At 54.5% G+C, this 22,580-nt stretch carries 24 protein-coding genes; 9 read left to right on the top strand and 15 right to left on the bottom strand.

Annotated features, from left to right (window positions below; all coding sequences use genetic code 11):
- Positions 1 to 104 precede the first annotated feature (104 nt).
- Entirely contained in the window at positions 105 to 2,447 is a 2,343-nt protein-coding gene (locus CSTAT_RS01665; protein ID WP_075722259.1) for a DEAD/DEAH box helicase, read from the top strand.
- Here CSTAT_RS01665 and CSTAT_RS01660 read toward each other — a convergent pair.
- The 7 genes from CSTAT_RS01660 to ssd form a co-directional block, all read right to left on the bottom strand.
- Positions 2,444 to 2,773 (bottom strand): Rv3654c family TadE-like protein, encoded by a 330-nt coding sequence (locus CSTAT_RS01660; protein WP_244892876.1) that lies wholly within the window; start codon positions 2,771 to 2,773, stop codon positions 2,444 to 2,446. The two genes, CSTAT_RS01665 and CSTAT_RS01660, sit on opposite strands and share 4 nt — an antisense overlap.
- Positions 2,773 to 3,087 (bottom strand): hypothetical protein, encoded by a 315-nt coding sequence (locus tag CSTAT_RS01655; protein WP_075722258.1) that lies wholly within the window; start codon positions 3,085 to 3,087, stop codon positions 2,773 to 2,775. The genes CSTAT_RS01660 and CSTAT_RS01655 overlap by 1 nt, the downstream gene beginning before the upstream one ends.
- A gap of 31 nt (positions 3,088 to 3,118) precedes the next feature.
- The gene (locus CSTAT_RS01650) at positions 3,119 to 3,340 is read right to left on the bottom strand and encodes a DUF4244 domain-containing protein (RefSeq protein WP_066792289.1); all 222 of its coding nucleotides are present in this window, start codon (positions 3,338 to 3,340) and stop codon (positions 3,119 to 3,121) included.
- Between the two features lie 64 nt (positions 3,341 to 3,404).
- Entirely contained in the window at positions 3,405 to 4,034 is a 630-nt protein-coding gene (locus CSTAT_RS01645; protein ID WP_075722257.1) for a type II secretion system F family protein, read from the bottom strand.
- A 29-nt stretch (positions 4,035 to 4,063) separates the two neighbouring features.
- Positions 4,064 to 4,858: a type II secretion system F family protein gene (locus CSTAT_RS01640; RefSeq protein WP_075722256.1), complete on the bottom strand. Its 795-nt coding sequence runs from the start codon at positions 4,856 to 4,858 to the stop codon at positions 4,064 to 4,066.
- Complete coding sequence (locus CSTAT_RS01635) at positions 4,855 to 6,156, bottom strand: TadA family conjugal transfer-associated ATPase (RefSeq protein WP_075722255.1); 1,302 nt, start codon at positions 6,154 to 6,156, stop codon at positions 4,855 to 4,857. Before CSTAT_RS01635 ends, CSTAT_RS01640 begins: the two co-directional genes overlap by 4 nt.
- Positions 6,157 to 6,158: 2 nt before the next feature.
- Positions 6,159 to 7,202 carry a septum site-determining protein Ssd gene (ssd, locus tag CSTAT_RS01630; RefSeq protein ID WP_075722254.1) on the bottom strand — a complete coding sequence of 348 codons (1,044 nt, stop codon included), beginning with the start codon at positions 7,200 to 7,202 and terminating at the stop codon, positions 6,159 to 6,161.
- Between the two features lie 310 nt (positions 7,203 to 7,512).
- On the opposite strand from ssd, the gene CSTAT_RS01625 reads away from it, so the two are divergent.
- The 7 genes from CSTAT_RS01625 (at position 7,513) to CSTAT_RS01595 (ending at position 16,093) form a co-directional block, all read left to right on the top strand.
- Positions 7,513 to 8,388, top strand: a complete 876-nt coding sequence (locus tag CSTAT_RS01625) for an HAD family hydrolase (protein WP_075722253.1) — start codon at positions 7,513 to 7,515, stop codon at positions 8,386 to 8,388.
- Between the two features lie 264 nt (positions 8,389 to 8,652).
- Positions 8,653 to 9,159 (top strand): phage holin family protein, encoded by a 507-nt coding sequence (locus tag CSTAT_RS01620; protein WP_075722252.1) that lies wholly within the window; start codon positions 8,653 to 8,655, stop codon positions 9,157 to 9,159.
- 99 nt (positions 9,160 to 9,258) lie between these two features.
- Complete coding sequence (locus tag CSTAT_RS01615) at positions 9,259 to 10,164, top strand: alpha/beta fold hydrolase (protein WP_075722251.1); 906 nt, start codon at positions 9,259 to 9,261, stop codon at positions 10,162 to 10,164.
- A gap of 206 nt (positions 10,165 to 10,370) precedes the next feature.
- On the top strand, positions 10,371 to 11,981 hold the full coding sequence (locus CSTAT_RS01610; RefSeq protein WP_075722250.1) for a peptide ABC transporter substrate-binding protein: 1,611 nt from the start codon (positions 10,371 to 10,373) through the stop codon (positions 11,979 to 11,981).
- Between the two features lie 488 nt (positions 11,982 to 12,469).
- On the top strand, positions 12,470 to 13,396 hold the full coding sequence (locus CSTAT_RS01605; RefSeq protein WP_066792280.1) for an ABC transporter permease: 927 nt from the start codon (positions 12,470 to 12,472) through the stop codon (positions 13,394 to 13,396).
- The gene (locus CSTAT_RS01600; protein WP_075722249.1) at positions 13,389 to 14,387 is read left to right on the top strand and encodes an ABC transporter permease; all 999 of its coding nucleotides are present in this window, start codon (positions 13,389 to 13,391) and stop codon (positions 14,385 to 14,387) included. Before CSTAT_RS01605 ends, CSTAT_RS01600 begins: the two co-directional genes overlap by 8 nt.
- A 2-nt stretch (positions 14,388 to 14,389) precedes the next feature.
- Positions 14,390 to 16,093, top strand: coding sequence for a dipeptide ABC transporter ATP-binding protein (locus tag CSTAT_RS01595; protein WP_075722248.1), 1,704 nt, complete (start codon positions 14,390 to 14,392; stop codon positions 16,091 to 16,093).
- Between the two features lie 98 nt (positions 16,094 to 16,191).
- Here CSTAT_RS01595 and CSTAT_RS01590 read toward each other — a convergent pair whose 3' ends face one another.
- The 4 genes from CSTAT_RS01590 to nth are packed head-to-tail and all read right to left on the bottom strand — an operon-like array spanning position 16,192 to position 19,512.
- On the bottom strand, positions 16,192 to 17,385 hold the full coding sequence (locus tag CSTAT_RS01590; RefSeq protein ID WP_075722247.1) for a MarP family serine protease: 1,194 nt from the start codon (positions 17,383 to 17,385) through the stop codon (positions 16,192 to 16,194).
- 43 nt (positions 17,386 to 17,428) lie between these two features.
- Positions 17,429 to 18,151 carry an NUDIX hydrolase gene (locus tag CSTAT_RS01585; RefSeq protein ID WP_075722246.1) on the bottom strand — a complete coding sequence of 241 codons (723 nt, stop codon included), beginning with the start codon at positions 18,149 to 18,151 and terminating at the stop codon, positions 17,429 to 17,431.
- Positions 18,152 to 18,169: 18 nt separating this feature from the next.
- Positions 18,170 to 18,811: a TlpA family protein disulfide reductase gene (locus tag CSTAT_RS01580; protein WP_244892875.1), complete on the bottom strand. Its 642-nt coding sequence runs from the start codon at positions 18,809 to 18,811 to the stop codon at positions 18,170 to 18,172.
- 44 nt (positions 18,812 to 18,855) lie between these two features.
- Entirely contained in the window at positions 18,856 to 19,512 is a 657-nt protein-coding gene (gene nth / locus CSTAT_RS01575) for an endonuclease III (protein ID WP_075722244.1), read from the bottom strand.
- Positions 19,513 to 19,828: 316 nt separating this feature from the next.
- Between nth and glxR the strand changes: the two genes are divergently transcribed.
- Positions 19,829 to 20,512, top strand: coding sequence for a CRP-like cAMP-activated global transcriptional regulator GlxR (gene glxR, locus CSTAT_RS01570; protein ID WP_066792274.1), 684 nt, complete (start codon positions 19,829 to 19,831; stop codon positions 20,510 to 20,512).
- 111 nt (positions 20,513 to 20,623) lie between these two features.
- On the opposite strand, the gene CSTAT_RS01565 is transcribed toward glxR, so the two are convergent.
- The 4 genes from CSTAT_RS01565 to CSTAT_RS01550 form a co-directional block, all read right to left on the bottom strand.
- Positions 20,624 to 21,451 (bottom strand): MBL fold metallo-hydrolase, encoded by an 828-nt coding sequence (locus CSTAT_RS01565; protein WP_075722243.1) that lies wholly within the window; start codon positions 21,449 to 21,451, stop codon positions 20,624 to 20,626.
- An 18-nt stretch (positions 21,452 to 21,469) separates the two neighbouring features.
- Positions 21,470 to 21,928, bottom strand: a complete 459-nt coding sequence (locus tag CSTAT_RS01560; RefSeq protein WP_075722242.1) for a RidA family protein — start codon at positions 21,926 to 21,928, stop codon at positions 21,470 to 21,472.
- A gap of 3 nt (positions 21,929 to 21,931) precedes the next feature.
- On the bottom strand, positions 21,932 to 22,087 hold the full coding sequence (locus tag CSTAT_RS13405; RefSeq protein ID WP_003846100.1) for a Sp36 family protein: 156 nt from the start codon (positions 22,085 to 22,087) through the stop codon (positions 21,932 to 21,934).
- Between the two features lie 154 nt (positions 22,088 to 22,241).
- Positions 22,242 to 22,571, bottom strand: a complete 330-nt coding sequence (locus CSTAT_RS01550) for a WhiB family transcriptional regulator (protein ID WP_066792271.1) — start codon at positions 22,569 to 22,571, stop codon at positions 22,242 to 22,244.
- Between the last annotated feature and the right edge of the window lie 9 nt (positions 22,572 to 22,580).

Here is a 22,580-nt window from a genome sequence, read left to right as displayed (position 1 = left end):
TTGCGCCAAGAAACTGCGACCACAGTCAGTGTGACACGTTTGCTTACCCGGCGGTAGTCTTTAAAGGAATTCTTTTTCTCGACTACCTAAAAAGGGGGTAGATTTTGAGTTTTGGTGAAGAACTACTCGCCGCTCTAAAGCCACGGTTTTCTACCTCCGCGCTGACCCATTCCGTCACTCAGCCTGCTAAGAAGGCGCACTATACCGAGTGGCCTCACTGGGCATTGCCCGAGCTAGTTGAGGTTTTTAAGAACCGCGACATCCACGCGCCCTATTCACACCAGCGCGAAGTCGCCGATGCAGCCTTCGCCGGACGCGACGTAGTGGTGGCCACGGGCACTTCTTCGGGAAAGTCTTTGGGTTATCAACTTCCTATCTTGACCCGAATGGCAGAAGACTCCACCGCGTGCGCGTTGTATTTAACACCGACGAAGGCACTCGGCTCAGATCAGTTGTTGGCGATAATGGAGCTGACAAAGGGCATCGACAAGCTAAGCTCTGTCATTCCTTCTCCTTATGACGGTGATACCCCGACCGAAGCACGGGCCGGGATTCGCGACCATGCGCGCTTTGTGTTTTCCAACCCCGACATGGTGCACATGTCGATTTTGGCTGCGCATGAACGCTGGACCAGGTTCTTGCGGCACCTGGAATTTATTGTCATTGATGAATGCCACTCCTACCGCGGGGTATTCGGCGCACATGTCGCGTTAGTTCTGCGGCGGATATTGCGCATTTGTGCACGTTATGGCGCGCATCCAACCATTATTGGGGCTTCTGCCACGATGAATGACCCCGGCGCTCACATGCAGCGGTTGACCTCCCGGGTAGGTTTTACCGAGGTCACCGATGACGGCGCACCGACTGGTGAGCGCACCATCGCGCTATGGGAACCGGGTTTTATCGAGGGCGCGGAAGGCGATAATGGCGCGCCAGTGCGTCGCGCCGCAACCACGGAAGCTGCCGAAATCATGGCGGCAACCGTTGGCGAAGGTGCTCGCACCTTAGCTTTTGTACGCTCCCGCCGCTCCGCAGAGCAGGTCGCTTTACGCTGCCAGGCTGAGCTTTCCGGCGCACTAGCAAGGCCCGATTTTGCGCAGCGGATTGCCTCTTATCGCGCAGGCTACTTGGCTGAGGACCGCCGCAAGCTGGAAAAAGCACTCGATAATGGCGAGTTACTGGGCGTGGCTACCACCTCGGCGCTGGAATTGGGCATCGATGTCGGCGGTTTAGATGCCGTGGTCACCGCGGGTTTTCCCGGCACGGTAGCAAGTTTTTGGCAGCAGGCTGGCCGCGCCGGTCGCCGCGGGCAGGGCTCCCTGGTGGTCTTTGTCGCACGCGATGAGCCGATGGATACCTATCTCGTGCACAACCCCGACGCGCTACTGGGCAGGCCAGTCGAGGCGAGTGTTTTCAACCCCGAAAACCCATATATCCTCTACGGACATATCTACTGCGCGTGCACCGAACAACCGTTGACCGATGCTGAGGTGCGTTTCTACCGCGCCGAGCAAGTGATACAAGAACTTGCCCGCCAAGGACTTGTCCGTCGCCGCCCGCAGGGCTGGTTCGCCGTGCCGCAGTTAGATAGTGACCTGCGGCCGGAGACCGCACACTCACAGGTCAGCCTGCGCGGCGGAGCGGGCAATGACGTGCTCATTATGGACACCAGCGATGGCCGGTTATTGGGCACCGTCGATGGTGCCCGCGCGAATTCTCAGGTGCATCCTGGTGCGGTCTATTTGCACCAGGGCGAAAGCTTTATCATCGATGACCTCAATATTAATGAGGGCATCGCCTTTGCCACCCCGGGCGAGCCGGAGTATTCCACGCAGCCCAATTCCACGACGGATATCGCAATTATGGGCGCGGCGAATGAGGATGAGCTAAAAGATTACGGTGGCGGCGTATGGGCAGCGCTTGTCGATGTCGAAGTCACCGACCAAGTCGTCGGCTACTTCCGCAAGCTTGCCGATGGCACCACCTCCGATCTTTTCCCACTCGATCTTCCGGAGCAACGCCTGCGCACCCGCGCGGTGGCGTATACCGTCGACCCATTGGCGCTGGAAGCAATGGGTATTCGCGCGGCCGATATTCCCGGCGCGCTGCACGCTGCTGAACATGCCGCCATTGGTCTGTTGCCATTGATTGCCACCTGTGACCGTTGGGATATCGGTGGTGTATCCACTGCCCTACACCAGGACACGCAGATGCCCACGGTCTTTGTCTACGACGGCCACTCCGGCGGAGCCGGCTTTGCCGAAGAAGGTTTCAAGCGTTTTCCCGAATGGATTGCAGCCACCTTCGAAGCAGTACGCTCCTGCCCGTGCGAATCCGGCTGCCCATCTTGCGTGCAATCACCGAAGTGCGGCAACGGCAATCAGCCGCTGGATAAGGCAGGCGCGCTCAAACTACTGGGCGCGTTGGTGACGTTAACTGCTAGCTAAATAGGACCCGCTTTCGCCTGTGCAGTTTGCCCGCGCACGGTAATTGCAACCTGAATATCAGCTCCTTGGGCCGTACATTGCTCGAGGTCTGCGGCATTGGCAAGTGCGATGCGCGCGGCTTCGACGCAGCCGTCTTCCCCACGGGCTAGTGAATATGCGCCAGAAATCGCTGCCATATCGGCGGCAACCTGGGCTTGATGGAAAGCCACAACGCGGGAAATAATCACCGCCACTGCAGCAAGCAAGACTACAACGGCAATAATGATTCCGGAGGAAGCGATGGTGGCGTACCCGGAGTCATCGATAAGCTTCTTGCGCACCATCATCACAGCCCACCTACCTCGGCGGGAAAGGCTGCGGTGGCGCTCATAGTGCCGATAACACCAGGAACCTGTGCTGTCACCGTGATGAGTCCGGAAGATTCTGCGACAGCCACGGAGATATCTTCACGAGGTGGCTGGTATTCAACGCCGATGGCATGCGCCCGCGCAGCAGCACCCGCAATATCAACGGCGGAAATATATGCCGCCATGCTCGCAATCGCGCCGACTATTGCCGCGGCCACGATAATCAGCACTGATAATGACAGCGCCGCTTCAATGGTGACCGAGCCCCGGTCATTAAATACCAGCTTCTTCACGTGCTTTCCTCCTTATCTTGAATGTGCTAGATTAACCCGGCGTGTTCGATAGAGCATCAGTGATAATTCCTTCAATGGCATCAACTACCGCGCCGCCATTAATGACGAGATATAGCACCGCCGCCAAGGCTGCGGCAGCCAACGAGCCCATCGCATATTCGATGGTACTCATACCATTTTCATTGTTGACTACGCTCGCTTTGCGAACGACTACCGCGAGAGCTTTGCTTGCCAGATTGTTGTGAGTGTTCATGATTTTTCCTTTTCTTAAGCGTTCAGAGAGTTTGTTATTTTCGAACTGGTAAATGGGTTGGCGGTTAGAGAAGTTGTGCACCCAGGCTGATTACTACCGGAACTAGCCCAAGCACGATGAAGGCGGGTAAAAAGCACATCGCCAGTGGCAGGGAAATAAAGACCCCTGCTCTTTCGGCTTTGGCAATGGCATTGCTGGTGGCATCCGCCCGCAGTGTGTCCACCAGCCGTTGGCAACCAGAGGAAATAGCAGCGCCGGAATGCTCCGACATGACAACTAACCGGGCAAGTTCATCCAATCCAGGTAGGTGCTCCATATGCACCCAGGCCCGGTGTGGTTCCACTCCAAGCGCAAGCAAGGAGTTGACCTGTTCCCAATAGGTTGCAGTTGGTTCATCGGCCACAATCGATACTGCGCTCGTGGCTTGTTGAACAGATAACCCAGCGCGCACGCAGGCGATGAAAAGCTCAATATCGCCAGCAATGACCAAAGGATCAACTACGGATGAGCTCTGGGGCAGAACTTTGCTCAGCAAAATTTGCAGCTTGCCGTCATCCTTAAGCGTTCCCTTCGGCCCGGCGCGCGGGGTCTTGGGGCCTAGTCTGTGCACATATCGCTTGGCGATGTCTCCGCTAGCACTGGGAATCCATAAGGTTGCTGCAATGAGGATAAGAGCGATAACGCTGTAATTCATGTCTTTTCTTTCCTTTTCAATAGCTTCTTTTAACTCGCTGCGTTGGCAACGAGGGTGCGTGACCAACTAAATCCGGCGCACGCCAAAGCCACGCCGATAACTAAGAGCACTCCGCCGATGCCACCGCCCAGGAGAAACCCCACGGGGTTAGCGCCCATGATGGTGCCCATGAAAATCCCTGCCAGCGGCAACAACGTGAGCACAATCGCGGTGGCCTGCGGTCCCTGCAGGCTGGCTTTCGTTGCCGCACGGTGGCGCTTTCTGGCTTCGATGTGGTTGTGGGCTTGTTCGAAGACATCGGAAAGCGGAATGCCGTGCCTTTCACTCAGCATGCACAACGCGCCTAGGGTTTTTAACTGCGGGTGCGAAGTGGCCAGCACGGTAGAGACGCTGCCACCGCGATGAGCTACGACCGCTGCGGTTGCAATTGCTGTTTTCATCTCCATCGACGTTGTCGAGCTTGCCGCTAAATCTTCGGCTCCGCGTTTTAGTGCTGCCGGAAACGAGGCACCGGCGCGCAGGTCGGCTGTCATATTTCCTAAAAGCCTGGCGATGGCATCTTCTGCCTGCACGTTCATCTTCTTCTTCCGCGCATTGTTGAAGCTACACGCCACTGTGGCTGCAACGATGATGGCTGCCACAATCACAGTGAGTCGACCAAGGACCATAAAAAGAAAGACTGCAAGAAATACCGTGGCCAGAATCATCCAGGCGGGCGCAGCGGTGGCCAACTTCTTGTTATTAACTACCCGTTCCGAGTTCTTTGTCTCTGACACTGATGTGCTTAAGGCAAGAAGAAGCAGTGCATAAACGGCCGGATTCATGAGATTTCTCCTGTTCGGAAGTTATCCAATGAGCCATCAAAGCCAGCAGGAATATGCAGGTTCGAGTTCCCGGTTACAGCATCCGGCTTTGCATCTTCCTCAACAGCCCGCGGTTCAAAGTCGCTCGGAGCATGTGTTCGCGGAACATGCGTTCGCAGAGCAAGAGAGTCCCGAAAGCTCTGATATCCAGGGTGCAGGTCAGCATCCGTTGACCAGATGACCTCGGTGGTGACAGGGTTTCCTGTGAGGATGCCGATCTCCCGAAGGCGTCTGCCTTCGGGTTGCCGTGCCATGGTCAAGACGACATCGACAGCTGCCGCCAACTGCGAATGCAGGCCCGTGCGGTCGAGCCCTCCCAATGCTGCAAGCGCTTCCATACGTGCCGGAACTTCGTGCAAGGAGTTGGCATGTAGAGTTCCAGCACCACCATCGTGACCGGTGTTTAACGCTGCGAGTAAGTCCACAACTTCGGCACCGCGAATCTCTCCGACCACGATGCGGTCAGGTCGCATACGCAATGATTGACGCAAAAGCTGCGCCATGGTTATCTCACCAGAGCCTTCAGCATTTGCCCGGCGCGCAACCAAAGTAACCGCATGCGGATGATTAGGTCGCAGTTCTGCGGTGTCCTCAATAATAAGGAGGCGTTCATCAACAGACACCTCAGACAGCAGCGCCGATAATAGCGTGGTCTTTCCAGAACCCGTACCACCAATAACCAGGAAAGAAGTCCGTGCTGCAATCATGGCGCGAAGAAGCTCGGCGCTTTCTCTAGTCAGGGTGCGGTTATCAACCAAGTCATCAAGCGAAGTGTTGGTTTGGCGCAATACGCGAATACTTAAACAGGTGCCTGATTCACTCGGCGGGGCAAGTAGAGCGTGAATGCGCAAACTAGTTCCATCGTCGCGATTAATTCGCCCATCGGCAAAAGGCTGAGCATCATCAAGGCGTTGACCGCAGCTAATTGCTAAGCGCGTGGCCAGTCTGCGCACCTCCGCATCAGAGTTAAAAGATATTGCTGCACGCTGCAGGCCATTTCCTTGGTCCACAAATACATCTTCGGGGCCGTTGACCACCACATCCGTAATCCCCGGTCGCGCTAATACTTGCTCTAAAAGGCCCAAACCTGAGGTGTCATTGCGCAAACGCCGGAGGATTTCTAAAACCTCGACGTCACTAATGACTCCTGCCTCTTCCCGAATTCGTCGAGCCACCGCCGCGGGGTTGTGCGCTAAGCCGGGCTCTTCTGCCAAAGCACTTTGTAAGGACGCAACTAGAGTTGCCGCGTTATCCACCATCGTCACCACCCCGCCACAGCTAGAAGCTCTAATGCCGGGGCTGCGAGTTTCTTGGGCAATACGGTGGGAAGACCTGCAACCTCAGTTGCCTTAGTGAGGCTTTTGATGTGGGAAATTTCCACTGACACATCGCCTTGAGTAATGCGCTCAATATCGCGAGCGCTTAACCCTGACCATCCACGGTGACGAAGAGCCACTACAAAATTGCTTCCCCGTGCTTTCAGCTCCGCGCAGATTTCAGCGGCAGCAGCTGAGGACCTCACCTCTGCCGCACACACCACAACCACCAAATCTGATGCTTGCGGAATATGTGTCGGCGGGGCGTCTACAACTAAAACATCGAATCCGCCTGAAGTTGCGGAAATCAAACGCCCGACGGCTTCTGACTCCAAAGTAAAAGGAGTCTCCACTTTTGCTCTCGCCGCAGATAACACCGTGATGCCATCAGGTGTACTTGGTAAAGCTGCCGCGATATCTGTTGCATCAATTGCGCCAGTGCCTAAAGAAATATCGGGCCACCGGGCACCAGGTGCGGCTTCTAAGCCCATCAATAAATCAAGACCGCCGGAGAGCGGAATGGCATCAATTAACAACGCCGTACTTTGCTCGGCACAGGCCATACGCGCAATCGCTGCAGCCAAAGTGGATGCGCCTACTCCTCCGCTGGCGCCAACCACCGTGATACGCAACGCGGCAGCATGGTGCTGTTCAGTGGTATCTGCCGCCAAGGCTTGCAGCAATTGCGTTGATTCCGCGGGCAGGATGAAAGCTTGTTCGGCGTGCGAGCGCAGCGCCATTTCATAATCAATAGGCCCGGGCTCTGGCGCTACAAAGTAAATGCGGGAGCGCCGCCCGGTGGCTGCAACGTGTACAGCAGTCGAGGCGTCAACAATCACCGCCGCGGCATCAAGGGCGTAGCGGCTAAGGTCGCGCGGATCGGTAACGTGAATAACCTCGCGCCGGGTGGCTGCAGCGGCATGTGCTGCCTCTGGTGTAACTACGGGGTCTGTGCAGGCAATCAGAATAAAATCGGTGTGGTGCTTCATGTCTTCAACTATGGCTTTGGGGGCATATCCAGCACTAGGCCTACTTAGAGTGCCTGTGGATAACTCGCCACTTCTCTACCCAAAGAGTGACATGTCATAGATTTCCTGTGGATAACTCAGTAACGATTCAATGATTTTCACCGATTCTTCCTATAGACAATGACCAGGAACGGTGCCACAATAGTCACAGCAGTTAACGTGTTTCCCAATCGTTACAATTAATCGGTATTGTTTTGGCATTGCCACTTGCTCGATTGGCTAGCGGATAACAGTTAGATAATCGTCGGCATGGATTTTAAGAAAGCAGAACATGAGCACACACGATCCTCTACCAGCGAAGAACGGCCGCATCGCGGCATTTTTTGACCTGGATAAGACGATCATTGCCACCTCGTCTGCTTTCGCCTTCGGCAAAGAATTCATGCACAACGGCCTCATTAGCCCAAGTGATGCCCTCCAGATGACATTGGCCAAGGCCAGCTACATGATGGCCGGGCAGACCTCTGAGCAAATGGACGCCACCCGTGACCAATTGGCAGCGATGGTAACTGGTTGGTCTGTGGAAGAAGTAGAAAATATCGCACGTGAGACCATGCATACAGTGGTCACGCCAGCGATTTATCACGAGGCTCGTGAACTCATTAAGTTCCACCAAGCCGCTGGCCACGAAGTTGTGATCATTTCCGCTTCCGAGAAAACACTCGTGAGACTCATCGCCGAGGAACTTGGTGTTGAACACGTTGTCGCTACCGAATTAGAGACGGTGGACGGCCGCTTTACCGGCGGAATTGTCCACTACCTGAAAGGCCACGCCAAAGCGGATGCGGTAGCCAAAATCGGCGCCTCCGAGAATATCGACTTGAACCAAAGCTTTGCATACTCAGATTCGGCCACGGATATTCCAATGCTGGAATTAGTAGGTAACCCAGTTGCCGTTAATCCAGACCGCGCCATGAAGAAGGCCGCATTAGAAAACCAGTGGGACATCCGCACTTTCCGCGACCCAGTTCCTCTCTTTACTATGCCTGGCGCAAAGGAAGTCGGCATTGGCGCTTCCGTTGTCGCAGGCGTTGCGGCCTTGGTGGTAGCCGGCGTCTGGTTGTTTCAGCGCCCAGCACTGGAACAACGCAAAGAACCCAAAGTGACTGACTTTTTCACTTGGCCACACACGCCACTCGCGGGGTAAAGAAACTCACTAAAGTTTCTTTACCTACCGACGTGGGGGGTCGCAGGTGCTTATCGATGCCCCCCTCGGCCAATCGGCTGAGGATTTGGTGCTCGCCAGATCCCGAATGTTTTCCCTAATTACAGCAATTGCCACGCCGAACAAAGCGCGACAATTTAAATCTATTAGGATGGGAACGTATGTCACGGTGGCTTTTTTGATCTACTGTGGTTGTTAAAGATTAATGAAATGATTCTGCGCACCCTTTGAGGAAGGTTTTCTACCGTGAGCAAAGACGGACTCTACACCGATGGCACCGAGAGCTTCGGCCCAAAGGTTAACTCCATTCCGCTATCGGATGTTGACACCAGCAAGCCGGGTGAGACTTCTATCGGAACACTAGTTTCTAATGCGACTGAGCAGATTTCTACGCTGGTTCGCTCTGAAGTTGAATTAGCAAAGACCGAGCTAGCGGCCTCGGCTAAGAAGGGCGGCATCGGCGCTGGCCTCTTCGGCGCAGCTGGCACTATTGCCCTATACAGCTCTTTCTTCTTTTTCTTCTTCCTCGCGGAGCTGCTTACCCAGCTGTGGTTCGACCGCTGGGCTGCATACCTCATCGTCTTCCTGCTCATGCTTGTTATCGCAGGCGTCCTAGCGGCCATTGGCTTTAGCCAGATCAAGAAGGTGAAAAAGCCAGAAAAGACTATTGAATCAGTCGGAGAGCTCAAGCACCTCAAGCCAGGTAAGGCAAAGGATGCAGTAGAAAAGCGCAATAAGGGCCTTTACACCTAAAACCTCTTCCTTTCCCTCTCCCATCCGTCCGTCGCATAAGATCTTGCTGCGGGCGGATTTTTTATATGAGCCGCCAACGTACTTCTGTAAGGAATTCACTTGACCGCTAAGCCTCTTTCTCCGTCCGTCGTGGAGCTCAAAGGAGACTTTGAACATGAGTTTGTCCACACCCACGGAATTCGTCTACACGTGGTTACCGCTGGAGAAAAAGGGGATCCTCTAATTGTTTTAATTCACGGTTCCTTCGGCGGCTGGTTCGAATTCCGAGACGTCATTGCCCCATTGGCCAGCAAGGGATTCCGCGTCGCCGCAGTTGACCTGCGCGGCTTTGGCATGTCCGATAAACCCCCTTCAGGTGGCGGACAAGATATCCGCACACTCACCGGAGACATCTCTGGCATCATCCAGGCCCTCGGCTACGACAAGGCAATAGTGGTGGGAAACGATACGGGAGCGTCTTTGGCTTGGACCGTTGCCATCGATAAGCCAGAGCGTGTTTCTGGCGTAGTGAGTATCTCCGGCGCTTTCCCGGTTGACTTGCGTCGAAGCATCGCCGCGCGCCCGTGGGATTTTCTTTATCTTCTTGCCAGCTCTTTTTGGTGCCGACTACCGGTACACACGGTGCCGCAGAAATTCTACAAAGGCGAGCTGGACAATAATACGTCTTCCAAATTTCGGAAAAACAACGCCTTAAGATACGAAGAGTTTGTGCGACTGCGCCAACTAGCTTCCCAAATTGGCAATGTGCAACGGGGGGCTATTTATAACCACAGGCTGCTGACTTCCGGCGTGCCGCTGCGCTGGCTAGAGCGCCGCGTGGAATCCCCCGTACTGTTTTTACACTCTGGGCAACGCCTGTGGCTGCCGGTCATGCGTCGTGCACGTACGCGGGTGGCATCAAACTTCACTGAAAGCACGGTAGCTCAGGCAAAGAATATGCCGCACTTGGAAAACCCAACTGGATTCGTCGAGGCGATTGGGAGTTGGCTACGTCTCACCCCTTAAACGGGGTGAGTGGAAATACATTTTTTGCAAAACGATTTACAATCTTCGCAGGTAGCTTCCAGTTTCACCACATGGGACTGACGCACTTTAACCAGCGCAGATTTTGCAATTCTTGTTTGTGTCGTCGTTCACAAGGTAGATTTACTCCAAGCCCAATCACAGGTTTGGCTAATGGTTTTTTCATCTCAACGTGGAGGTCACCCCTCATGACGATCAAGAAGACGATCACGCTGCTCGCTGCAGCCTCAACCACGCTCGCCCTCGTGGCGTGCTCCGACTCCTCATCTGATGATGGCGCGTCCTCCGACGGCGGCTCATCAGGAGGCGACAACTACATTCTCGCCAACGGCACCGAGCCACAGAACCCCCTGGTTCCTGCCAACACCAACGAAACAGGCGGCGGCAAGATCATCGACTCGATCTTTTCCGGCCTCGTGGGATACGACGCTGATGGCGAGACGTACAACGAAGTCGCAGAGTCCATTGAGGCTAACGACGACAACACTGAATTCACCATCACTTTGAAGGACTGGCAGTTCACCGACGGCACAGACGTGACTGCCAACTCCTTTGTGGATGCGTGGAACTATGCCGTTGCCAATGCACAGCTGGGTGCGTACTTCTTCGAGCCAATCAAGGGTTATGCAGAAGAGGGCGTCGAAGAGCTCGAAGGCCTCGAGGTCATCGATGACAAGACCTTTAAGGTCACCATGAATGCGCCAACCGCTGACTTCCCACAGCGCCTCGGCTACTCCGCATTCGCCCCACTGCCAGAGTCCGCATTCGATGACATGGATGCATTCGGCGAAAACCCAGTGGGCAACGGCCCGTACATGCTGGAAGAGTGGAACCACAACTCCAACGCATTGTTGGTACCAAACCCTGATTACCCAGGCGATCACGCAGCACAAAACGATGGCCTCGACATCGTCTTCTACCCTTCCCAGGACGCAGCATACGCTGACCTTCTCTCCGGCAACCTAGACGTTCTGGACCAGATTCCAGACTCCGCGTTCTCCGTGTACGAGTCTGACCTGGGCGACCGCGCTGTCAACCAGCCTTCCGCGGTCTTCCAGTCGTTTACGATCGGTGAATCCTTGGAGCACTTTGGTGGCGAAGAAGGCGTCCTGCGACGTCAGGCACTGTCTCATGCCATCAATCGCGAAGAGATCACTGACACCATCTTCCAAGGCACCCGTACTCCAGCCCATGACTTCACTTCCCCAGTTGTAGCAGGCTTCTCCGAAGACGTTCCTGGCAATGAGGTCTTGGAATACGACCCAGAAAAGGCCAAGGAGCTGTGGGCACAAGCAGATGAGATCAATGAATGGTCCTCGCCTGAGTTCGCCATCGCCTACAACTCTGACGGTGGACACCAGGCATGGGTTGATGCAGCAGCCAACTCCATCAAGAACACCTTGGAGATTGAAGCTGTTGGCGCTCCATACCCAGACTTCAAGTCCCTGCGTGATGAAGTGACCAACCGCACCATCGAAACCGCATTCCGCACCGGCTGGCAGGCTGACTACCCAGGCATGGGCAACTTCCTAGCCGCACTCTACGGTACCGGCGCTGGCTCCAATGACGGTGACTACTCTAACCCTGATTTTGACGCCAAGATCCGCGAAGCTGACGCAGCTGGCTCCCCAGAGGAAGCAGCTGGCCGCTTCAAGGAAGCTCAGACCATCCTGTTCGAAGACCTTCCAGCTATCCCACTGTGGTACTCCAACGTGACCGCTGGTTACTCCGAGAACGTTGACAACGTGGTCTTCGGCTGGGATTCCGTTCCAGTCTTCACCGACATCACCAAGAACTAATTCCCCTTCATAGACCTGCGGTCTATTTGGGTCTTGCCCACCGGCTGTTCAACCAGACTGAGCATGCAAGTTCTTAAAAACTAGGCCCTCGCTCCCGCTTTCTTGGATAGCGAGGGCCTAGTCACGTCTATCGGGACTTAACCACCAGCACTACGGGGTTTCCTAAGTTATCCCAATGCGGGTGAAAGGATCGCCCTCTATATGGGGTAGCCGCAAACGCTAGCCGGGAACAAAGCCACTTCCCATCCCGTGGAATACATTTTCGCATCCGTGTGAATTAGCCCAGCTTATTAATTCTCGTTGACCACACTGTAGGACGTGACACCCAACAAACTAGTTTTGGGCAGAAAATCGCCACTTACCCGGGACTATGTTGATTATCACTAGTACAGCCGTCGATTTAAGATAGGTCACAGCCGGTCAACGTGGTGACTTAGATTGGTTGCGGATTCGGTAGGTAGACCCACAATTTTGTAAAGGACACATTTATGTTGCGCTATATCGGGCGACGAGTGCTCCAGATGATTCCGGTGTTCTTCGGAGCCACCCTGCTCATCTACGCACTTGTCTTCCTCATGCCGGGTGACCCGGTAGAGGCACTAGGCGGTGACCGCGGCCTTACGGAAGCTGCGCGGGCCCGCATCGAGGCAGAATACAACCTAGACAAGCCATTTATCGTTCAGTATCTGTTGTACGTCAAAGGGATTCTCACCTTGGACTTTGGTACTACTTTCTCTGGAGTGCCCGTTACCGAGGTCATGAGCAATGTCTTCCCAGTAACGCTCAAGCTGGCATTTATGGCGATCATCTTTGAAACCATCTTCGGTATTGCCTTCGGTGTATTTTCTGGTATCCGCCGCGGTGGTTTCTTTGACTCCACCGTGCTGGTTGTCTCCTTGCTGGTTATTGCAGTTCCTTCCTTCGTTACCGGTTTCGTATTCCAGTACATTGTCGGTATTCGCTGGGACCTACTCCCCGTGACCGTTGGTAGAGACGAATCCTTCGAATCCCTGCTCATGCCAGCAATTGTGCTGGGTGCACTCTCGTGCGCTTACATCATTCGCCTTACACGCCAATCCGTTAGTGAAAATATGCGCGCCGACTATGTGCGTACTGCCCGAGCTAAAGGTTTGTCAGGCGGCAACGTCATGACCCGCCACGTGCTGCGTAACTCGCTGATTCCAGTGGCTACCTTCATCGGCGCTGACCTCGGTTCACTGATGACTGGCGCCATTGTTACTGAGGGCATCTTCGGTATCAACGGCGTCGGTGGCACGCTCTACCAAGCAATTCTGCGCGGCGAGCCTACCACCATCGTGTCCTTTACCACTGTCCTCGTAGTCATCTACATCGTCGCCAACCTGTTGGTTGACCTTCTCTACGCGGTACTCGACCCAAGGATTCGCTATGCCTAATATCGATCGCAATACAGACCCACATGACCTCGCCGAAGAATTCTTGGCATCCCCCGGCCGCCCTGGTCAAGACCACTACATCGCTGAAACTGATGAGACTGGTCTTGGTGCCGTAGACGCTGTCAAGGATGAATCTGCTCCTTCATCGCAGTGGGCGGAAGCCTGGCGCTACCTGCGTAAGCGCCCATTGTTCTGGGTTGCCTCCGTCATGATCTTGATCGCCTTGCTGCTCGCGCTTTTTCCGTCCATTTTTACCTCGGTTGACCCACGTTCCTGCAGTCTGGCAAATTCCTTGAACCCTGCAGAATCAGGCCACATCTTTGGCTTTGACCGCCAAGGCTGCGATATCTACGCACGCGTTATCTACGGCGCACGCGCTTCGGTACTCGTAGGTGTTCTCACCACTGCTTTGGTCACCATCGTTGGCGCGCTAATCGGTTCTATTGCGGGCTTCTTCGGCGGCTGGGTTGATACCATCTTGTCGCGTATCACTGACATCTTCTTCGCTATTCCACTGGTTCTGGCAGCCATCGTGGTCATGCAGATGTTTAAGGAATACCGCACGGTTATCACCGTGGTCTTGGTGCTTGGGCTCTTTGGCTGGGTCAGCATCGCCCGTATTACCCGCGGTGCCGTGATGTCTGTTAAGAATGAAGAGTTCGTCCAGGCAGCGCTTTCGATCGGCGCATCCAAATGGCGGATCCTCTTTAGCCACGTGCTGCCTAACGCCGCAGCACCGATTATCTCCTACGCCACCGTGGCTTTGGGTACCTTCATCGTCGCTGAGGCAACACTGTCCTTCTTAGGTATTGGCCTTCCGCCCACCATTGTTTCGTGGGGTGGAGATATTTCCCAAGCTCAGGCATCACTGCGTCAAGAACCTATGGTCTTGTTCTACCCTGCTGGTGCGCTGGCTTTGACCGTATTGAGCTTTATCATGATGGGCGATGTTGTTCGTGACGCGCTCGATCCAAAGGCAAGGAAGCGATAACCATGACTGAACATAACGCTGAGAAGCCCTTGTTGGAGATGAAAGGTGTCAAGATTGCCTTTTCTTCTTCTACCGGAATCGTCGAGGCAGTTCGTGGCGTCGACATGACCATCTACCCTGGCCAGTCCGTCGCTATTGTGGGTGAGTCCGGCTCAGGTAAGTCCACCACGGCGATGTCTATTTTGGGCCTTTTGCCTGGTAACGGCAAGGTGACCGACGGTCAGATTGTCTTTGATGGTGAGGACATCACCAAATTTAGCAACAAGGACTATGAGCGTATCCGCGGCTCCCACATTGGTTTGGTGCCGCAGGACCCGATGTCGAACCTCAACCCAGTGTGGCGTATTGGTACTCAGATTGAGGAATCGCTCAAGGCCAATCACGTCGTCGAGGGTTCCAAGCGTAAAGAGCGCGTCGTCCAAGTCCTGGAAGAAGCAGGCCTTCCCGATGCTGGGGCACGCGCAAAGCAATATCCACACGAGTTCTCTGGCGGTATGCGTCAGCGTGCCCTCATCGGCATTGGTTTGGCGGCTCGCCCGAAACTGCTAATTGCCGATGAGCCTACCTCGGCTCTCGATGTCACAGTGCAGAAGCAGATTCTGGATCACCTTGAATCCCTGACCAAAGAACTCGGCAACGCCGTGCTATTTATTACTCACGACTTGGGTCTTGCGGCAGAGCGCGCGGAGCACCTCATTGTTATGCACCGCGGGCGCATCGTGGAATCAGGTCCGTCGCGCAAGATTCTGCAAAACCCGCAGCACCCTTACACCAAGCGTTTGGTCACTGCCGCTCCGTCCCTTGCGTCATCACGCATTCGCGCTGCCCGTGAAGCTGGCATTGAATCTTCTGAGCTGATTGCTGGTGCAGCGGAAGAGCACTCTGATGAAGCTGTCATTTCGGTGCGCAATCTGACCAAGGAATTTAACGTTCGTGACTCGCGCGGCAAGAAGCAGCAATTCAAGGCAGTCGATAATGTCTCATTTGACCTGCGTCGTGGCACTACCCTGGCGCTGGTGGGCGAGTCCGGTTCGGGCAAGTCCACGGTCGCAAATATGGTGCTGAATCTTCTAGAGCCAACTTCCGGCAGCATCTTTTATGAAGGCACGGATACCTCCAAGTTAAACAGCAAGGAACTCTTCCAGCTGCGCCGGAAAATGCAGGTCGTCTTCCAGAACCCGTATGGTTCTTTAGACCCGTTGTATTCGATTTTCAAGTGCATCGAAGAACCCCTGCGTCTGCACAAGATAGGTGACCGCAAGGCGCGCGAAGCTCGCGTCGCCGAGCTACTCGATATGGTTGCGATGCCACGTTCTGCCATGCGCCGCTACCCCGATGAATTATCTGGTGGCCAGCGCCAGCGCATCGCCATCGCGCGCGCGCTCGCACTTAATCCTGAGGTCATTGTCTTGGATGAGGCTGTGTCAGCACTCGACGTCCTAGTGCAGAACCAGATCATTCAGCTGATGGCTGAACTTCAGCGCGACCTCAACTTGTCGTACCTGTTTATTACCCACGACTTAGCGGTCGTGCGCCAGACTGCTGACGATGTCGTCGTCATGCAAAAGGGTGCTGTGGTCGAGCAAGGCACTACCGATGAAATCTTCGATAATCCTTCACAGGAATACACCCGAAATCTCATCAACTCGGTTCCGGGCATGCATATTGAGCTCGGCACCGGCGAGAACCTCGGTCTCCACGAGTAGCGCTGGTAAATAGCTAAAGCTCGCACCTTGAAAGGTTGAACAAACCTTCAGGCGCGAGCTTTACTTATGCCTTCAACCTGCAATTATTTGATGCCACATTATTGCGCGACGCATTCTTGCGTATCGACGGAGTTTTCAAACCGGGTCACATCACCGATATGGGAACGTACTTCTTCGGCGGTGATGGCATATCCGGTATCGGTGTCATCGACGGAAGCACCAAAGATAAGGCCTAGAACCCTGCCGTCGGGAGAAATCAGCGGGCCACCAGAGTTGCCCTGCACGACGGTGCCGCGCAAGATATAGGACTCGCGTTCAACGCGGCTATTGGAGTAAATATCTGGCCCGGCAATATTGACCCGTTCGCGAATACGCGCGGCATTCGCGGTAAAGGGTCCAGAGTGTGGAAAGCCCATCACCACAGCATCGTCACCGGTATATGCAGGACCATCCGCCCACGCTAGAGGTTCTAGCCCCAGATTTTCTGCACGCAGCACAGCGATATCAACTTCTGGGTTGTAATAAACCACGCGTGCTTCTTTGATCCCGACCACGGTATCCACGTAAGCCGTTTGTGTTCCGGCCACCACGTGCGCGTTGGTCACCACATAGTTATCCGCGGTAACGAAGCCGGAGCCCATCATGCGCCGGCGGCAGCCATCGGCATCAGCGATAACGTGCACCACCGAAGGGCGTATGTCTTGAACCATGGCTTGGTCAGCCACTTCAATATTTGGCGCTTCAACATCAACGGAAGAGCCGTCTTCCCACGGCATCACGACCGGTGGCAGGCCCGAGTCATTGAGCATTCCCGAAATGCTGCGCGGTAATTGGGTCAGCTCATCTGGCATGACCTTATTAACTTCGCGCAAAATTGCAGATTCCCGCACTCCTTTACCCACGCTATTGCTCAGGCCCGTCGCCATCGGGGTGGCAATGAGCCAAATCAGGACGAGGGAGAATACGGACATCAAAATTGCGCCGAATGAAGAATCCACGCGCTGTCCGGATTTGGTTTTCATACGGTCGCGAATTGCATGGCCCAAGGCAGAGCCTAAGAGCTGGCCCAGCCCGATCAGCAAGATCAGCATTCCTAAGGCCAGCAGGAAGCGGATACCAACTTGGTCGGTTATCTGCAGCACCATTGGCGCAACGCCGAGGCCGCTGATGAGTCCTGCGAGAATTCCTACGGCAGAGAGTAAGGACGCCAATCCGCCTTGGCGCCAGCCGGTTGTCATCGCTGCAAGGACAGCTACAACAATGAAGCCATCAACTATCCAGGCTGGATCCACAAATTCTCCCTTGAGCGTTTACTGCGTAACTTACAGGACTTTACTAGACCCTCCGCTCATTATTACGCGAGGCCGCAATCACCGCGCGTAAATCCAGGCGGGGAGTTTGATCCCACTCCTGCTCCCAGCCGGTTTTTAAAAATAAAGTTGTCAATGCCGCAGCGGTAAAACCCCAGATAACATAGCCATTGACGCGAAACGCGGGCGTGGTCCAGTAATCCCAGGCCAGCATCATGCGGTTTTCTGGCGCGAGCAATTCCTCTACTGGTAGCACGAAAACATCGTCAGCTTCTTCAGGATTGACCACACCAACAGTGCCCGGTGTGTGCCAATGCGCCAAGACCGCATTAATCCGGTTACCGCGTACCGGCACAAAGGTCTCCCCCCAGTGCGCCAGCGGAGTAATCGACGTGCAATCCAAGCCGGTTTCTTCCCAGGCTTCGCGCAGCGCTGCATCGATAAGGTTGGCATCGGTGGAATCTATTTTTCCACCTGGAAAAGCGATTTGGCCAGAATGTGAACGCAGGTGCGGTGACCTGTGGGTCAACAGCACCGTTGCATCATCGGCGCTTGTTCCGCCTAAAAGCATGAGCACCGCAGCAGACTTCGGTGACGGCAACACGTCTTGCTGCGCCCGCTTGCCGATGATCTCAACGACATCCTCGCCAGTGACGTCTAAAGCCGAGCGCAACCAGTGTGGCGCTTTCTCCGGAGACAGCGTGGTATTAACGCCCGGTGAGTCAGCAACGGGGAACTTTTCTGCCATGTCCCCCATCCTAGCCACTTAAGCTAGTGCCTTTGTGATGGTTGTCTCTATTTCTTCTGTGGACTTAAACGGCTGGATAAAACGTTCCTTTACTTCCCCATCAACCACGAGCAAAGTAATGGGAATGACCCCAGGCAGGCTTAAGGTTCCGGCAAACAGATTGGAGTCATCTTGGTAGCTGGGCAGATCGACGCCTAGGTCGTTTAAGAAAGCCGCGCCATTGCCGGCGTTGCGGTCTGCGTGCACACCCACCACGTCCCATTCGGGGTGTGCTTGTGCGATTTCTTCCAAATAGGGCAGTTCCTCGCGGCAGGGTTCGCACCACCAAGCCCAAATATTAACGATGGAAATGCCAGAATCGGTGGCGTTATCCGAGCTAGTTTCCCCGCCTAAGCACGGCAGTTCAACCCCGGCGACTGGTCCCGCTGGGCAGTCAGGTCGCGTCGCTACTTCGCTTGTCGATGCATCTTCTTCCGAAACTGCCTCGTCCGGGACAGTCTCATCTGTCAGACTGTCCCCTTGAGTAGTGGTTGCCGATTCAGCGCTGACATCGGAGGCGTCTGGGTTGCCGGTAGTTAGGTTGGACATTGCCAGCGCAATCACCCCGATGGTCAGCACCACTGCGATCAGGATGGAAAAGACCACGCTCTTTTTCACCACGTACCTCTTTTTCTCAGCTTAGTGCCCTTAATCTCGTTCTGAGTCTAACTATCTTGGGCAGGCGCAGGAAATGGGCAGACATCGAGTAGGGGACATCGTCCGCATGCAGGGCTTTTAGCAGTGCAGCAGCGGCGCCCGTGGAAGATTACTCGATGTGAAAACATCATCCATTCTTCTTCCGGCACCACGGCGCATAATTGCTTTTCTACTTTTAGCTCGGTCGCGTCTTCCACCATGCCAAGGCGGAAGGTAACCCGTTTAACGTGGGTATCTACGGCTAGTGCAGGTATGCCGAAAGCATTACCGCGGACAACCAAAGCGGTCTTGCGCCCAACTCCGGGCAAGGAGCTTAGGTCTTTAATGCTCGTGGGCACTTCACCCTCAAAGTCGCCGATGATCTTTTGTCCCATCCCCACCAGTCGCTTGGATTTCGAAGGAGCAAGCCCCAACGACCGAATAACGTCTTCGATGTCTTTTTCATCGGCTTGAGCATAATCTTCGGCGGTGGGATAGGCCGCGAAGAGTTTCGGGGTTACCTGGTTAACGCGCACATCGGTTGTTTGCGCGGACAATAAGGTGGCCACAGTCAACTCCAGCGCGTTGGTAAAGTCCAATTCACAATGTGCATCTGGATAGGTCTCAGCTAAGACTTCATTGATATATTCCGCGCGTTTGGTCTCGTCACGTATGCCGCTGCCCATGGTCAATCTCCTTGTGCCAGTGAACTAAAATGAGAAAAATCGAGGTTTGGGAACTTTATCAATTTCTCATTAGTTAGACTCTAAGACATGATCGTTTTAGTAGTACTCGTACCCGTCGGGTTGGCACTCTTTGCCATCTTGATGGAAAAACTCGAAACACAAGTGCTCGGTAGTTAAGCATTTCGTCCTCTGCCCCAAGTGATTCCCTATACGGGACTTCCGTGATTATTTGGGGGGAATTGCACTAAAGTGACTAATTCCACTGTAGGATGTGGAGTGTTGAAGATTTTAGGCGTTAAAAGTAAAGGAGACGCACGTGGAAGGCGTACAGGAAATTTTATCGCGCGCTGGCATTTTCCAGGGTGTCGACCCGGTAGCTGTCAATAATTTGATTGAGCAAATGGAAACTGTTCGTTTCCCACGCGGCACCACCATCTTTGAGGAAGGTGAGCCAGGCGACCGCCTGTACATCATCACCGCCGGCAAGATTAAGCTGGCTCGCCACGCTCCCGATGGTCGTGAGAACCTGCTGACCATCATGGGTCCATCCGACATGTTCGGCGAGTTGTCCATCTTCGACCCAGGCCCACGTACCTCTTCCGCAGTGTGTGTGACTGAGGTTCAGGCAGCCACCATGAACTCGGAAATGCTCAAGCAGTGGGTCTCTGACCACCCTGCTATTGCACAGCAGCTGTTGCGTGTGCTGGCTCGTCGCCTGCGTCGCACCAATGCTTCCTTGGCTGACCTTATCTTTACCGACGTTCCGGGCCGTGTGGCAAAGACCTTGCTGCAGCTGGCAAACCGCTTCGGCGTGCAAGAAGGTGGCTCACTGCGCGTGAACCACGACCTGACTCAAGAAGAAATTGCACAGCTGGTTGGCGCTTCACGTGAGACCGTCAACAAGGCTTTGGCTACCTTCGCTCACCGCGGATGGATTCGTCTCGAAGGCAAGTCGGTTGTCATCGTCAACACCGAGCACCTCGCCAAGCGCGCTCGTTAAGTAAACACCAGCCTGAATCTTCGTCAAGGTGGCGCCAACGCTCCACCTCCACAAAACCCAAAGCAAAAGACCCAGTGAATGAATCACTGGGTCTTTTGCTTTAGACGGCGGTTAAACCTCTTCTGGATGTGCGTCTAAATACTTTAACGCTGCGCGAGTTGACTGCTCTGCGGCGTGACGCAGGACTGGATCTACATCGTCATACATCTCATCGATCATGACTTTGAGTTCAATATCTTTGCCGTGCTCCGCCCACAGCTGACGAATCTGGTCCAATCGGTAGTGGCGGCGGTCTATATACTTGCGTGCTACTTCTGAAACATCCGGCAGATCCGGACCATGACCTGGCAGCAGCGGCACATTCTTGCCGCGCTCTTCCAACATGTCCAAAGACTTCAAATAAGCCTCAAGATCACCGTCGGTTTCAGAAAGCAAGGTGGTGTGGCGCCCAGCGATGGTATCACCGCTGACGATGCCTTCAAGCTCAGATTCCTGCGGCTGGCTTGCCCACACGAAAAAGCTCACCGAGTCACTGGTGTGCCCTGGGGTATGAGCTACCTCTAGGGTTGGGCTGATGCCATCGAGGGAGATAATTTCGCCATCGACAAGTGGCTCGGCGCCCTTACTGCAGTAGCTCGGGTCAAAGGCGCGAATAGGCGCGCCTGTTAACTGACGCAAACGAAGGGCTCCCGCTGCATGGTCATCATGCCGGTGCGTGAGCACAATGAGGGCTACTTCCCCGCCGGACTGGGCGGTGACGACGTTGAGGTGCCCTTCATCATCAGGTCCTGGATCGACCACGATGGCGGCACCATCTTCATCGCCTTTAATAATCCACGTATTTGTACCTTCAAGCGCTGTGTAGCTGGGGTTGTCACACAACACTACACCGGCGTGCTGCGTAACAGGACGCAGTTGACTATATGCAGGATGCTCCATATGTGTCAGCCTAACCTATTACTTGGCAAATTCCACGATGAGTTCTAGCTCCACTGGCGCATCATTCGGCAGTACGGCAACGCCAACTGCGGAGCGAGCGTGCGCGCCAGCTTCTTGGAAAAGTTCCCCGATGAAATCCGAAGCACCATTGATGACTGCTGGCTGACCGGTGAAATTTGGCGCCGAGGATACAAAGCCCACGACCTTGATGACACGGGTGACGTTATCCAGGCCGACCTCAGCATCGATAGCTGCTAGGCCATTAAGGATGCTGACGCGCGCGAGCTCTTGCGCCTTTTCTGCGCTAACTTCAGCACCGACCTTGCCGGTAACAGGCAGTGCGCCATCAATCAAAGGAAGCTGGCCAGAGGTCCAGACCTGGTTACCAACAACGGTCGCTGGAACATAAGAAGCCAGCGGCTTTGCAACTGGTGGCAGGGTGTATCCAAGTTCTTCGAGACGTGCTTTGAAAGACATATTTTATTGAACCTCGCGCTTAAAGTAAGCAACTACGTTTTCTGGATTCATACCTGGTGTGATCGTGACCAACTCCCAGCCGTCTTCTCCCCACGAGTCAAGAATTTGCTTGGTGGCGTGAGTTAAGACCGGAGCGGTTGCATATTCCCATTTCTTCATGCGCCCCATCATAAACAAAAGCGCTGCGCCCCGTGCCAGTTAGGCACAAAGTGGGGTGCAGCGCATATTCCGGTTGCAGTTAATTCGTGCGGTTAGTTCATACGACTAGTTCATACGTCTATTTCAGGTGTACAGGCTGTGCCCCTGTACACCCTTAGATTCCTTCTAGTTCTCCACCTTGGGCGAGATAATCAGCCCAGTTAGTGATGTGTGGGTTTTTGCGCAGCAACGCACGGCGCTGGCGCTCAGTTAGTCCGCCCCAGACACCGAATTCCACGCGGTTATCTAGAGCATCTGCTCGACATTCATTAAGGACAGGACAGTGACGGCAAATAACGGCAGCTTTACGCTGCTCCGCACCGCGCACAAAAAGTGCATCAGGGTCACCATTTCGACACTTAGCTTGCGTCACCCACTCCCCGCGTTCTGGGGTTGTCGCATTGTAGGTGTCCGCCTGAGTTGACATCTTCAAGCTCACGGTCATCTGGCGCTC

The sequence above is a fragment of the Corynebacterium stationis genome (assembly GCF_001941345.1).
In the GTDB taxonomy this organism is placed as follows: domain Bacteria; phylum Actinomycetota; class Actinomycetes; order Mycobacteriales; family Mycobacteriaceae; genus Corynebacterium; species Corynebacterium stationis.
Note: the sequence above shows the minus strand (reverse complement) of the source record. Positions and strands in the feature narration are given on the sequence as shown.

Excerpts from the sequence above, each read along its gene's own strand:
- CSTAT_RS01660 (WP_244892876.1), bottom strand. The coding sequence starts at position 2,773 with ATGATGGTGCGCAAGAAGCTTATCGATGACTCCGGGTACGCCACCATC.
- CSTAT_RS01650 (WP_066792289.1), bottom strand. The coding sequence starts at position 3,340 with ATGAACACTCACAACAATCTGGCAAGCAAAGCTCTCGCGGTAGTCGTT.
- CSTAT_RS01645 (WP_075722257.1), bottom strand. The coding sequence starts at position 4,034 with ATGAATTACAGCGTTATCGCTCTTATCCTCATTGCAGCAACCTTATGG.
- CSTAT_RS01640 (WP_075722256.1), bottom strand. The coding sequence starts at position 4,858 with ATGAATCCGGCCGTTTATGCACTGCTTCTTCTTGCCTTAAGCACATCA.
- CSTAT_RS01635 (WP_075722255.1), bottom strand. The coding sequence starts at position 6,156 with ATGGTGGATAACGCGGCAACTCTAGTTGCGTCCTTACAAAGTGCTTTG.
- ssd (WP_075722254.1), bottom strand. The coding sequence starts at position 7,202 with ATGAAGCACCACACCGATTTTATTCTGATTGCCTGCACAGACCCCGTA.
- CSTAT_RS01625 (WP_075722253.1), top strand. The coding sequence starts at position 7,513 with ATGAGCACACACGATCCTCTACCAGCGAAGAACGGCCGCATCGCGGCA.
- CSTAT_RS01610 (WP_075722250.1), top strand. The coding sequence starts at position 10,371 with ATGACGATCAAGAAGACGATCACGCTGCTCGCTGCAGCCTCAACCACG.
- CSTAT_RS01605 (WP_066792280.1), top strand. The coding sequence starts at position 12,470 with ATGTTGCGCTATATCGGGCGACGAGTGCTCCAGATGATTCCGGTGTTC.
- CSTAT_RS01600 (WP_075722249.1), top strand. The coding sequence starts at position 13,389 with ATGCCTAATATCGATCGCAATACAGACCCACATGACCTCGCCGAAGAA.
- CSTAT_RS01595 (WP_075722248.1), top strand. The coding sequence starts at position 14,390 with ATGACTGAACATAACGCTGAGAAGCCCTTGTTGGAGATGAAAGGTGTC.
- CSTAT_RS01585 (WP_075722246.1), bottom strand. The coding sequence starts at position 18,151 with ATGGCAGAAAAGTTCCCCGTTGCTGACTCACCGGGCGTTAATACCACG.
- nth (WP_075722244.1), bottom strand. The coding sequence starts at position 19,512 with ATGGGCAGCGGCATACGTGACGAGACCAAACGCGCGGAATATATCAAT.
- CSTAT_RS01565 (WP_075722243.1), bottom strand. The coding sequence starts at position 21,451 with ATGGAGCATCCTGCATATAGTCAACTGCGTCCTGTTACGCAGCACGCC.
- CSTAT_RS01560 (WP_075722242.1), bottom strand. The coding sequence starts at position 21,928 with ATGTCTTTCAAAGCACGTCTCGAAGAACTTGGATACACCCTGCCACCA.
- CSTAT_RS13405 (WP_003846100.1), bottom strand. The coding sequence starts at position 22,087 with ATGAAGAAATGGGAATATGCAACCGCTCCGGTCTTAACTCACGCCACC.
- CSTAT_RS01550 (WP_066792271.1), bottom strand. The coding sequence starts at position 22,571 with ATGACCGTGAGCTTGAAGATGTCAACTCAGGCGGACACCTACAATGCG.